Source organism: Algoriphagus kandeliae (genome assembly GCF_004571135.1).
GTDB classification, from domain to species: domain Bacteria; phylum Bacteroidota; class Bacteroidia; order Cytophagales; family Cyclobacteriaceae; genus Algoriphagus; species Algoriphagus kandeliae.
Genome location: NZ_SPSB01000001.1, coordinates 534,944 through 548,000 on the forward strand (window position 1 = coordinate 534,944; position 13,057 = coordinate 548,000).

General features: G+C 42.0%; 10 protein-coding genes. 3 read left to right on the forward strand and 7 right to left on the reverse strand.

All coding sequences use genetic code 11. From position 1 onward, the window contains the following. The first annotated feature begins 76 nt into the window (after window positions 1–76). Window positions 77–1,123, forward strand: a complete 1,047-nt coding sequence (locus tag E4S40_RS02265; protein ID WP_135070246.1) for an NAD(P)-dependent alcohol dehydrogenase — start codon at window positions 77–79, stop codon at window positions 1,121–1,123. Window positions 1,124–1,426: 303 nt separating this feature from the next. Here E4S40_RS02265 and E4S40_RS02270 read toward each other — a convergent pair whose 3' ends face one another. Beyond that, window positions 1,427–2,140, reverse strand: a complete 714-nt coding sequence (locus E4S40_RS02270; RefSeq protein ID WP_161971759.1) for a GIN domain-containing protein — start codon at window positions 2,138–2,140, stop codon at window positions 1,427–1,429. A 161-nt stretch (window positions 2,141–2,301) separates the two neighbouring features. On the opposite strand from E4S40_RS02270, the gene E4S40_RS02275 reads away from it, so the two are divergent. Further along, window positions 2,302–2,751 carry a GNAT family N-acetyltransferase gene (locus tag E4S40_RS02275; protein WP_135070252.1) on the forward strand — a complete coding sequence of 150 codons (450 nt, stop codon included), beginning with the start codon at window positions 2,302–2,304 and terminating at the stop codon, window positions 2,749–2,751. 23 nt (window positions 2,752–2,774) lie between these two features. Here E4S40_RS02275 and E4S40_RS02280 read toward each other — a convergent pair whose 3' ends face one another. Then, window positions 2,775–4,079, reverse strand: a complete 1,305-nt coding sequence (locus tag E4S40_RS02280) for an APC family permease (RefSeq protein ID WP_135070255.1) — start codon at window positions 4,077–4,079, stop codon at window positions 2,775–2,777. A 58-nt stretch (window positions 4,080–4,137) separates the two neighbouring features. Here E4S40_RS02280 and E4S40_RS02285 point away from each other — a divergent pair, with 58 nt between their 5' ends. Continuing rightward, a complete protein-coding gene (locus tag E4S40_RS02285) occupies window positions 4,138–5,226 on the forward strand; it encodes an aromatic ring-hydroxylating oxygenase subunit alpha (protein ID WP_135070258.1) in 1,089 nt (362 codons plus the stop codon). 1,101 nt (window positions 5,227–6,327) lie between these two features. Here the strand turns inward: E4S40_RS02285 and E4S40_RS02290 are convergent. The 5 genes from E4S40_RS02290 to E4S40_RS02310 form a co-directional block, all read right to left on the reverse strand. After that, window positions 6,328–7,521 (reverse strand): phosphatidylserine decarboxylase, encoded by a 1,194-nt coding sequence (locus E4S40_RS02290; protein WP_135070261.1) that lies wholly within the window; start codon window positions 7,519–7,521, stop codon window positions 6,328–6,330. An 8-nt stretch (window positions 7,522–7,529) separates the two neighbouring features. Further along, window positions 7,530–9,293, reverse strand: coding sequence for a hypothetical protein (locus E4S40_RS02295; RefSeq protein ID WP_135070264.1), 1,764 nt, complete (start codon window positions 9,291–9,293; stop codon window positions 7,530–7,532). A gap of 114 nt (window positions 9,294–9,407) precedes the next feature. Then, a complete protein-coding gene (locus tag E4S40_RS02300; protein WP_161971760.1) occupies window positions 9,408–11,390 on the reverse strand; it encodes a 7TM diverse intracellular signaling domain-containing protein in 1,983 nt (660 codons plus the stop codon). 757 nt (window positions 11,391–12,147) lie between these two features. Continuing rightward, window positions 12,148–12,570, reverse strand: a complete 423-nt coding sequence (locus E4S40_RS02305; protein ID WP_135070270.1) for a hypothetical protein — start codon at window positions 12,568–12,570, stop codon at window positions 12,148–12,150. A gap of 34 nt (window positions 12,571–12,604) precedes the next feature. Continuing rightward, complete coding sequence (locus E4S40_RS02310) at window positions 12,605–13,021, reverse strand: hypothetical protein (protein WP_135070272.1); 417 nt, start codon at window positions 13,019–13,021, stop codon at window positions 12,605–12,607. Between the last annotated feature and the right edge of the window lie 36 nt (window positions 13,022–13,057).

The window sequence follows — 13,057 nt, forward strand, 5'->3', positions numbered from 1 at the left end:
TTTATGATTCATCAGGCTCAATTCAGTTATTTTTTGTAGAATCACATATCATCCAATCACAAGAAAATTCTGAGCCATGCCTACCGTAAAAGCCTATGCTGCCACCCACGCTGATCTTCCTCTAGGACCTTTTGATTTAGAAAGAAGGGATTTAGGACCCTTGGACGTACAAATTGAAATCCTGTATTGCGGAGTTTGCCATTCCGATATTCATACGGCTAGAAATGAATGGGGAGCTACCATGTATCCGGTAGTCCCAGGACACGAGATTGTCGGAAAGGTCAGTGCTATTGGTTCCGAAGTTACCCGATATAAAGTGGGTGATACCGTTGGGGTAGGGGTATTTGTAGATTCCTGCGGGCATTGCGCCAATTGTCATGATCACTTGGAGCAATACTGCGAAAATGGACACTCTCAGACCTATAATTCCTTATTGCAGGATAAAAAAACCATCACTTATGGTGGATACTCGACTCATATTGTGGTGACAGAAAAATTTGTCTTGCGAGTCCCGGGTAATCTTCCACTTCCAGGAGTGGCTCCACTTCTTTGTGCAGGGATCACTACCTATTCTCCCTTAAGACATTTGAATGTGAAAAAGGGGGATAGAGTGGCTGTTGTAGGTTTAGGAGGATTGGGACATATGGCGGTGAAATTGGCTGCTGCTATGGGTGCTGAGGTAACCATGCTTAGCCGAAGTCCTGAAAAAGCCCAAGATGCCAAGAAATTAGGGGCTCAGCATTTTGTGTTGACTACAGATCCGGAACAGATGAAAATGGCGAAGTCCTATTTTCATTACATCATAAATACCGTTTCGGGTGTACATGACTACAATGTGTATTTGCCTTTGCTAAAAACCAATGGGACGATGGTGGTTTTAGGAGCTCCACCTGAACCTAGCACTGTACAAGCCGGGCTTTTACTTCGGGGAAGGAAAAGTATTCTGGGTTCCTTAGTAGGAGGGATCAAGGAAACTCAGGAGATGCTGGATTTTTGTTCTGAGCATGGAATTGTTTCAGAAGTGGAGGTTATTCCTATTCAGCAGATCAATGAGGCTTATGAAAGGACCATTGCAGCCGATGTGCGTTATCGATTTGTGATTGATATGGCGTCGTTGAAGTAGTGAAGACTGATTGGTATTCGAATAAAGACTGAATTGTTCAAGATTGGGATTCCTTTAGGCATGGAACTATTGATGTGAAAAGTAAGCGGTAGAAGGTAAATAGTGATTGCTTCAACTTAGATCCCTTGTGTGAGGAAAGTGCCATTAGGCACGAATTTATGTAGCATAAGTTTGTACCTGAATTTAGGAGTGCCGTAGGTATGGTGTGGCTATTTAGGCAAGTACATTATTATTATGAAATGAGACAATTAAAAACCCCAGATTACTATCCGGGGTTTAGTCTTATAAATCGAAAGAAATCGATCAATTACGATCGACAACCCCCAATCCTTTGATTTCTTCCTTGAGGATGGTTGGATTTCCGGTATAACTCACAATGCCCATTCCTTCTGCGGTTATGGAAAGTTCGCCTTCACAATGCACAGCCACATGACCCATGCCATTAGAATTTATTTCCATTTTTTGGGTCACTAGTTCTGAAGCTTCCAGATTTCCCATTCCTCTGAAATTAATTTTAGCAACTTCTGCCTTCCCTGAAAGGTGGGTATTCCCCATCATATCAAATTCAGCATCCAAGCGGTCAGCTTCAATTTGCAATTCCAAATTCACAACGCCTTTGCCTTTTAATTGGAGATCGTTTAGGAGAAACCTCTTCTTTGTTTGAATATTCCCAACACCATCAAATTCCAATTTATTTAGTTCTGAGAGAGTTAGGTGAATTTCAGGAGTTTTATCATCTAGAAAATCAGCTTGTTCTGGGTCAAAATCAATCAATAATTCGGAGCCATTTTCAGAAATTACCAAATAGTCCAAAACTTCTTCATAAGCATTGATTTCCAAGGTTTCTCCATCTCCCTGCTCGAGATAAATGTTGAATACTCCATCAATTTTTAATTCGCTTATTCCGCTAATTGGACGGGTTTCGGTAATCAATTCTCCAAGATTTTTGTCAGCTCGGGGGTTACAGGAAAAAGCCAAAAGGGCTACTAGAATGGGGAGCGTGTGTTTAGTTTTCATCATTATGCTGGTTGGTTATTTGAAAATACGAAATTCTGTACTGAGGTGTTGGATCCTATATCATATTTAGAGCATTTGCTACTCAATGAATAAAATGAATGAAAGCAAGGCCAAGGCTACAAATGCTATATTTGGCCTAAATTCAACCTAATCTATTTACCATGAATCTTACACATACAGTTAAAGCTTTTAGCGAACTCACCCTAGATGAATTGTATGATTTGCTGCGCCTGCGCAGCGAGGTGTTTGTGGTGGAGCAAAACTGTGTCTTTCTGGATATGGATAATAAGGATCAGAAATGCCATCACGTGCTCTTAAATCTTGATAATGAATTGGTTGGATATTGCCGAATCGTTCCGGCAGGATTATCCTATCAGGAAGTGGCTATAGGTCGGGTAGTGACCGCTCCCTCAGTTAGAGGCAAAGGTTTTGGTAGAAAGGTCATGGAATTAGGAATCGAAGCATGTCAGAATCTCTATGGCCCCTGTGATATTCGTTTAGGAGCGCAAACTTATGCTTTGGGTTTTTATGAATCCTTAGGGTTCCAAGCAGAAGGGGGTGTGTATGATGAGGATGGGATTGAGCATATTGAGATGGTGAAGAGGGTTTAAGAAAAAGTGAGAGTTAAAGTACTTTAGTTTTCATTTTTCTTTTTACTCCAAAAATATACTGGTAAGCCCAAGGCGATTCCTCCCATTCCCCAAAGAATGGCCTCCAAACCCGAGCCAGCGAAAAGCCAAAGGCTGAATCCCAATCCTAGAAGGGTAAGAATTATGGTCTTTGTATTCAGGTAAAGGCCGAATCGGTTTTTGTAACAGAAATAGCCAAAAGCCAATGAGGCGGATAGGTAAAAGAATAAGGAAGTGACCGTAGTCAGTCGGATCATGAATGAATAGACATTCCCAAAGCTTTCGCTGAAATTGAAAATCATCACCACAGTCACCAACAAGCTGGAAAAAATCAAGCCATTTCCAGGGATCCCAAACCGGTTTTTCTTTGCTAGCTTTTTAGGCAAAAGTCCGTCTTTGGCCATGGCATAGGATATTTGACCCTGAATCAAAATCCAAGCATTTAAGGCTCCAAAAGTAGAAATACAAGCACCTAAGGCGATGATATAGCTGGAATTTTTCCCGAAAATCAATACTCCTGCATCGCTAAGCGGTGCAAGGCTGCTTGCTAATTCACTCGGAGAAAGTACTCCAAAAAGAGATACCGTACTGAAGAGATACAGAAAAACCACCAAAGTCACTCCAATCAAAGTTCCTTTGGGAATGTTCCGCTTTGGATTTTTGATGTTATCGGCAGGAATGGTAGCTGCTTCAATTCCCATAAAGGCAAAAAAGCAGAGCACGGAGGCTGTGGTAATGGCTTGGAAATCTGATCCCCCCGAAAGATTTAAGGGCTGAAAATGACTACTGTCAAAAAAGAAGAAGCCTCCAATAGCCACAATTAACAAGGGAAGTATTTTCAAAAGGGTGGTGACTACCTGAAGATTACCTGAGGATCGAATCGAGTAATAGTTTAGCGCAGTCAGACTCCATATAGCAGCTAAAGCTGTTGCGCTAAATCCTGCAAGCGAGCTTTCCAAAACAGGAAAAAACACGCTTAGGTAACCGGTGAATGCCAAGGCAATGGCTGCGTTGGTGGTACAGGTGGAAAGCCAATAGCCCCAAGCCACCAAGAAAGCTGACAGTTCCCCAAAGGCAGATTTCGTATAGGCATAAGCCCCTCCGCTTTCTGGGATAGCTTTGCTGAGTTTTCCCAGGATAATGGCCAAGGTGTAAGCTCCAGCAGCGGCTAAAATCCATCCTAACAAACTGATGGCTCCTAATTGACCCAAGACTGCCGGCAAGGAAAATATCCCGGAACCTATCATTCCTCCTGCAACAAGGGAAATAACAGTGATCAGGCCCAGCTGTCGAGTGGAAGAATTTTTCAAAAGCAAATCGGGTTTTGTGGCTTTTCCTTAATTTGTGGCAATAGTAAGATAGATAATTATGTCCAAAGCCTTTTACATCCATCCGGATATTGCCCAAGCAGAAACCCTACCTTCTTCTTTTTATCGTTCACAGACTGTTTTTGAGGAATTGATTGAAAAGGTCTTTGCCAAATCCTGGCAATTTATTGGTGATAAAAGCCAAGTGGAAATGCCCGGTCAGGTGAAGCCTCTACCTTTTTTGGAGTTTGGATTGGAGGAACCTCTGCTTTTGACGAAAGATCAAGGTACAATTCATTGTTTGTCCAATGTTTGTACTCACCGTGGAAATATCCTCTGCCATGACCCATGCAAAACCAAGCAATTGATTTGTGGCTATCACGCCCGGAGATTCAATCTTCAGGGGGAATTTCAATATATGCCTGAGTTTAAGGACACGAAGGATTTTCCTAGAAAAGAGGATAATCTGACCCGCTTTCCGCTTAAAAATCTTGGGCCTTGGTTGTTTGCTTCTTTGGGGGAGGATGCGTTTGATTTTGAGCCGGTATTGGAGGCTATGAACCGAAAGATCGGTTTTTTGCCATTGGATGAGTTTAAGGAAGACAAAAGCAGAAATAAGGATTATTTGGTCAATGCCCATTGGGCTTTGTACTGTGACAATTATCTGGAGGGTTTTCATATCCCTTTTGTCCATGAAGGCTTGAATGCGGTGTTGGATTATCGGAAATACGAGACCATTCTTTATTCCCATTGCAATCTGCAAGTAGGGCATTCCTCAGGTGGTGAGCATATATTTGACCTGCCCAAAGATCATGAAGATTATGGACAGCAGATATCTGCCTATTACTTCTGGGTCTTTCCTAATATGATGTTCAACTTTTATCCTTGGGGTTGCTCAATCAATGTGGTTAAGCCCATTTCTCCCAATCGAACAAAGGTCAGTTTTATCAGCTATGTGTATGATGAATCAAAGTTAGATACCGGAGCCGGAGCGGCCTTGGATAAAGTAGAAAGGGAAGATGAGTTTGTGGTAGAAGGGGTTTTCAAAGGAATGGCCTCCCGGGTTTATAAGACAGGGAGATTTTCTCCTAAAATGGAAAAGGGAGTGCATCATTTTCAGAGTTTGCTGGCTGAGTTTCTTAATCGTTGATGTAGGAGGTGAATTGTAAATGGTAGGGGTAGTGGTTTCAGGATTCTGGATTGCAAATGTCGAATAAGTCGGGGGCTGTAAGAGGTAAATTGTAAATGGTAAACGGTAAGAAATACTAATGAAACTCCGCAGGAGTTTAATTTTTTAATAGCCAGGGGTTTTTAACCCCTGGTTATCAGGTAACCGATAAACCAGCGCTGGCGCATATTATTGTGTTTGGAAATGGGAAATAGGTGCCAGCAAGATGGAAACGATTTTTATTGTTCTTTTGGCTTGACCCAAAAGAACCAAAAGGTCAAGATTTGGCCAAGCTTCCCCGCGCAAGGCTCGCGCACACCCCGCTGCCAAATCCTCCCACCGCACACGTTGGCCAAGCCTAGAATTTTAAATAGCTCCAGAGGAGCGTAACATTGGTAGCTCTACCTACTGGCAGGCAGGCCCGGGTTTTAACCCGGGGTTAAAAGGATTCCCAATTCATCAGCGCTGGCGCAGGATTTTTGGCTTGGAAATATTGAAGTGATGCCAGCAAGATGGAAACGATTTCTTCATTCTTTTTTCTTGGCAAAAAAGAATCAAAAAGCCAAGACGCACCCCGATAATTATCGGGGTTCCCCCGCCTGGCTTACGCGCACCCCGCTCCTGCCCGCCGCACACGTTGGCCAATCATTATTTTATAGGAGACCTAATCTTAAAAAGCTCCATAGGAGCGATATGTTAATAGCCCCGGGTTTTAACCCGGGGTAAATGAGATCACCGGATTCCCCAGCGCTGGCGCAGGATTTTGGTTTGGAGACGTTGAATTAGTGCCAGCAAGATGGAAAAGTAACCTTATGAAAGATTCGGGATTAAAACCGTTCGTGGAGACCTGCCTGCGTCAAAGGCAGGCACGAACGGTGGCAAAGGATTCGGGATTACAAATCCCGAATAGCTATAGTGTGTTTGTTAACTACCGTTCGTGAAGACCTGCCTGCTGCAAAGGCAGGCACGAACGGCGGCAGAACGGTGGCAGGAATCCAACTCCAAATTGTCTGATTTACCCCGGCATGAATGAACAAACCCTGAGCTAAAGTTAGGCGCAGCTATTCAGGAAATACCAAAATATTACTCCTTTGCTACCGGTGACATTCTTCCCAATCGTTGCCCCATGAGCATGGAAATAGACTTGAATACCCCTGCTTGAAACAATAAAATATTGAGTGATCCTCCATAGGCAAAATGCCCTAATTCTTGACCCTTTTTGATAGGGACTGGCTTTGAGCCTTTAGGAACCATGCTCGAATGATCATTAACCATGGATGGCATAATCGCGCTGATGGTATTTAAGCCTACTGGAATCATAGCGACATAGCCGTATTTTTTGGTATCAATCACAAAATAGGCCCGGTGAAAATCCTCAAAAATACTGAAATCTGTAGTGCTTTCGCCTACATTCCACTTGTTGAACCAGTCTTCTCCATCTATGATGCCATTGTAAATACCTGGCACTTCTTCCGATTCTACAATTTCTCCTGTAACAGGTGAATGATAGCGGTGATAGTTATTTGGCATCAATACACAAGATACAGCCGTACCCCCAACAAAATGTTTCGCATAATCCGAGCCATTCAGCAGGTCATTAACATTGATTTGCCTCGATTTCACGTTCAAAAGCTTAGAAAGTGTAAGCTCTGATTCGATGAAATTGATCTCTGAATCCGCCGAGACCACAACAATGGAATCATCCTCAGGAAATGAAATAGGCCTTGCATTAGCACTTGGTTTCAATTTCCTGGTAAAAAAATCATTGAAGGATTGGAATCCTCCTTCCGGAATGATAAAATCGTTGATTTCTGAGGAAGGGTCTTTCATCCATTGGTCTAGGAATTTCAAGGATGCTGGAGAATCCATGAATTTGCCGTGTTCTTTAATGAACTCGACCGTCCAATTGAAAATCTCTTTCGAATAGGGGAGGTCCGGTCTTCTTCGACTTTGGAGGGTATTGAGAAAATAGAAAGCTTTTCTGTTGTTAAGGTAGAAGTAAGTGAAAGGAACAATCTTGCCTAATCCTCCATCAGGGGTTGGCAAAAAAGTAAACCAATCCTCAAAATAGTCGACAAAATAGTCTATAGTTTTATCCTTCCATGGATTGTCAGTACCATCACTTAGATACGGGTCTACATGCGCTACTGCATCGTTAAAAGCAGCTTCAACGACGGGATTTGCGACGATTTCCCTGAGCTCCAATAAAAGTTCTTTCATCCTCGGAGTGAGATCAGGATTTTTAAAAGTGGGATTTGAGCTGTTGCCTTGGTTCATAGCTTTTCTTATTTGTTTGCTGTTTTTTGTTTTAACTGTACCTCTGCGAAATCTACCACCGTACAAACTTCCCGAACGGTGACGAACTTTCCTGGCTGGTACATGCCGATACTCATCAGGTGGGTAATGGCAGGCGGTGTATTGTACTCTATTTTGTTCTCCTTGTGGACGTTGACATCTCTATCTTTTTCTAAGTCCGCTTGAATCTTTTTCATCATTTCTACATAAGCATCCGTTGGTTGGACGACTCCGCCAGCAATGATTTTTTCATAATGGATTGCTACATCGAATAGTGCCCAAGTTGCAATTGCTATGGGCTTAGGATCACTCTTGATAAAGCTAAAAAGGGCACCTGCAATGGCTTTAAGACCATGCAATGACTTTATCTCCTTTTCAAAATTGACTTCATCGGCTGGATTTCCTCCCCAAGCGATGTAAAGTGCCTTAAATGTATTCTGAAGGTAATTTTTTGGGTCCTTGGCAGCATTCATTTTCGCATGTGCCATCATTAGCTTTTCAATAATCGGCATGCAATGCATCAGGTATTCCAACTTGCCTATTCCCATTCTTTCGTCAATCTTTTCCATCATGCCGAGGATAATTGTATTGGTCTCGATAGGACCTACATCCAGCATGTCTGCATAAAAATGAATGATGTCATAGATTACGTCAGAAGATCGTTGAGCGGTCCAGCATGTGGCTTCAGAAAGGCCTAGAGGCTTTCTTCCCTTAAATGCTTTTAGTTTACCATCTCTGCGGGCTTTATCATAAGCTTGATATTCTGCGAGGGAGAAGGGTTTGATTTGATCTGCTGTGTACCCTTGCTTTTTCCACAATGGTTCAAAATAGGTCTCATTTTCTTTGATGAATCCGGGATCGGGACCAATTATATTGGAATAGAATTTTATAAAGCGTTGATAGAGGTCTGCACCTTCATCCTTACCATAAACTTCCTGAAAAGAAGCCAAGTTGTGAGGGAGATTTAAGGCAATGGTCGCAACCAAAGTCTTGTGTGCGGCACAGTAGGTATACCAGGTGTCATCATTTCTCAGATAGCCTTCAAATTTGATCCAGTCCCGATAAAACATCAGGGCTGTATTTAGGTCTACAGGCCGGAATTTGGAATTTTTGTAATCCTTGGGAAACATAATCCCACTGTTCAGGCAGGTATCTACATATTGCAAATTTTTATTCAAAGTAACCTGGGGAACACCATCCATCGAAATTACCTGCACATTGGCAGGATAGCCGAAGGGAGTACCATCCACTTTTCCATTGACTCCAAACTTATGCCCATGGTAAAGCATAGGTGCATTGGTGGTGTATCCATTTCCATAGTAGGCGCCTAAGTGCGTGAAACCCAACTCCAACTTGTCCATTGTGGTTAGTAGCTCTTCAAGTGTACCCTTATTTTGTTCAGGATGAAAGTAATTCAAGAGAGCATAGATGGGGTCATTTGGTCCCAGGTTCATGGTTTCACGTAGAAATGCATCTATAAATGATGAACCCGGTAATAGCTTTCCTGAAGGATCTACCACGCTACCATCATCGCTGATTGGGACAAAATGCATCCCTATGCTTCCATCAGGAAGTTTGTATTGATAGTCTTTGACGGTGACAGAAGAGCCATCCTGTCGGATAATCTCGGTGGTTCCAAATTTTTCTCGAGTAATCTTAAAATTCGCCAGAGCGGAATCTGTCAATTCATAAGGGCCTGTAAAATTGGACGGACCGGAGTCATGTACAATGGGATTTCGGTATGGAATATTCATATTGGAGTGGGGAAAAATGAAAAAACTTCTTCTTATTTTTCAATATAACAATAAAGCCTATAAAAAACGCAATTACCGAATATGAGTCCGGTATTTTGGAGAAAAGCCAACTAATCAAACAAGAGCAGTCATTTGCTCCAAATAATATAAGGTGGCTTTGTCCTCCGGCATGTCCAAAAGCACCTTTTCAAATAAGGCTTTTGCCTCGGTATATTCTTGGTTCATAAAGCATTGAACCGCCTTTTCAAAATCTGCCTTGGTTTTGTGCTTTGGCTTGTATAGCTCAGGTTCGTCGAAGGAAAAGATTTCGTAGATAGGGACCAAATTGGTTTTTCCTTTCACCTGTACATTACCGAGAAAACGATACTCCATGCGGATTTTTTCCTGGACTTGCTCAAGCAAATGATCGCTGACGATGATGTTGCAGCCATAGGTTTTGGTGAGGCTTTCGAGGCGGGAAGCTAAGTTTACAGCATCTGAAATCACCGTTCCATCCATTCTTTCTTCCTCACCGATAGTTCCCAGCATTAGGGAACCCGAGTTGATACCAATTCCGATTTTCACCCGCTGGTAGCCCGACTTGGCGCGTATATCATTGAAAAGCTCGAGTTCCTTGAGCAATTCACCCGCTGTGCTGACGGCATCTTTGGGATCAGACGGAAACAATGCCATGATCGAATCTCCCATAAACTTATCAATGAAGCCGCCGTTTTTCCGTACGATTGGACTGATACGCTGTAAGATCGAATTGATGAAATTGAAGTTTTCCTCGGGTGTCATGGTTTCCGAGATAGTCGTAAATGACCGGATATCCGCAAAGAAAATCGTCATATCCTTGATCACATGATCGCCCAACTGCACATCTACAATGCTTTCCTTGCCGAGAAAACTCAAAAACTCACTTGGTACAAAGCGATTGTTGGCTTTGTAGATTTTGAGGATATGCTGAGAAAGGCTCTCCACCGAGGTAAATGCCTTGGAAAAGCGGGAGGAGAGAAGGAAGGACTGGCAAAATATCAGGATCAAAAGACCATATTGGCTGTAGTAGCCGCTACTGATGATTTGAATGTCGAAAAGCGCGTCGTTGACCGAAGCCAAATACATTACAAACATCCCTGTAAAAGCCACCCAAGCACCATCCCGTTTGTTCCAAATCGCTCGAATCACTACATACAATTGATAGATGATAGTGACAGCTAGAAAGAGGTAATAAGGATTCAATAAAAAGGTGGAAACCCTAGCAGGAAACAGTAAGGATAAGGAGAATAGCAGACCTCCAATAAGAGCCACTTTTCCTAATACAGGCTTTGAGTCTTCGGGAAAGATTGTTTCAACAAACAAGGTGAAAATCGTCGGACCCATAAAGGCTCCCAAAAAGATCAATTTGATATAGGCTTCAAAATTGAAATCCGGCCACATGGAGATGAGAAAGGTCTCACCCAAACCAAAGGTTCGAAGCAGAATCAAAAAGCAAAGGATGCTGAAATACAGGGTAGAAATTTCCTTTCTTCGAAGGTAATAGAGGCCCAAATGGTAAATCCCCATGATGAACAAACTTCCCGCCAAAAAGAGGTCAATGGCCATATTTTGTAATTGGGATCGGCTGACCTGAGCCTCATTTCCCAATTTGTAAGCGGCAGGTGTACCACCTTTGTCGAAATAGAAATTAGAGACTTGAAGGACCAATTCCAGGGTATTTCCATTGGCATCTACATAGATATAATGGGGAACTGTTTGGGGAACCATCTCTTCCTTGGAAGTGCCTACTTTTCCGTTTTCAGCAAGAGCTACTCCATTGACCCATAGCTTATAGGCTGTGAAGTGGAAGGGAACTCGTATTCCAAATTTTTCACCGGAATTGGGTGTCTTGATTTGAAGTCTATAGGTGGCGTAACCTGTGCCGGTCAAGGAAGTATCATCAATGGTCTCATAATTCCACACACTTGGCACATTGATGTATTTGATGTTTTCCTGATCTGAGAATTCTCCTGGGGATAGAAGTTTCATCCAGTAAAATTCCCACTCACCATTAAGGCTGATTTGACCTTGATCTTCAAAATCCCAAGAACTCGCATCCAATACTCCTTTTTCAGCCATAGGATAATTCTTGCCTGTACAACTGGCAAATAATAGGATGGGTAACAGCAAAAAAAATAAGTTTCTCAAACGAACGGACATATAATCTTCATCGGCAGTTTGGCAAAGGGAGGCTGATAAAAAGTTCCCATTGGTTTTTTTGAAAGTAATCAGAATTTGGTGAAAAAAAAATATGGAGTGGTTTGAGCGTCTGCTTTCAGGTAGGGCTGCGTCAGCCCGCCGCACACGTTGGCTAATCATTATTTTATAGGAGACCTAATCTTAAAAAGCTCCGGAGGAGCGTAACTTCCATAGCTAGGGGTTTTAACCCCTGGTTAAAAGATGACCAATATCCCAGCGCTGGCGCAGGATTCTGATTTGAAAACGTATCATAATGCCAGGAAGATGTAAACGATTTCTTCATTCTTTTTTCTTGGCAAAAAAGAATCAAAAAGCCAAGACGCACCCCGATAATTATCGGGGTTCCCCCGCATGGCTTACGCGCACCCCGCTCCTGCCTGCCGCAGGCAGGGCTGCGTCGGCCCGCCGCACACGTTGGCTAATCATTATTTTATAGGAGACCTAATCTTAAAAAGCTTCATAGGAGCGATATGTTAATAGCCCCGGGTTTTAACCCGGGGTAAATGAGATCACCGGATTCCCCAGCACTACGGTATAATATGTTGATTGAGATATGGGCTTGATGCCAGCAAGATGGAAATGCCGATGGGATATAATCATTTTTTTGATTAACTATGAGATTGTGAAGGCTATTGGCCTAAATTGAAAATCCACCAAACTGCATGTTTGAATATAATGTGCCTATCATAATTAAAATAGATGTAATTCCTAAGCCAGAAACCATTATAGTTCCCAAAGGATCGATTTTTTTAACCCTTAATTCATCAATTTCATCAATAGCAATTTTTGTAGGGAATTTATTTTTGGGCATGTTGTAATTTGCATACAAAGTATCACTGGAATGGGACTGATATCTTAATTCCATTTCTCTTCCTGATTTACTTAGGATTTGAATTTTTTCATCCTTTTCTAAGGCCGATAAATTCCTTTTAATAATCGCTGTTTGATTCTCATCAGAAAGTTCTTGTGAATTTTTTGATCCCATTGGTTGATAGGTTTTGCATTGTGAAAGCAAAAGCACCATTGATAGGAAGATTGTGATTTTTTGTATGTCTTTCATATTTGAAGGCTTTTATTCTGTAATTGATTTTTACTTAAAATGGAATTCCTATATCAGGGGCAAAGTCTGAAAAACTTACAGCTGTAACCAAAATAAACCCGCCTAAACCCACTGCTGAAAGAATCACTGTGGTCTTGACATCTGACTTCAAAACTTTTATTTCCTCGATTTCCTGAATTGGGACTTTAACTGGAAACTTATTCTTGGGTAGGTTGTAATTCGCATACAATGTATCGCTGGAGTAGGAGCGGTAACTTAATCTCAGCTCTGCACTTGATTTGCTAATAACCTTGATTTTAGCATCCTTTTCCAAAGTCATTAGGTTGCCTTTTATAATTTCTTGATGATTCTCCTCTGAAGTATCTTCCAGATTTTCTGGGGTGATGGTTTGATAGGATTTGCATGAGCTAAGAATCCAAAGACACACAAAAAAGAGAAGTATTGATTTCATAATTTCCTAGAGCTTAGATAGTTTCAATTTACCTAG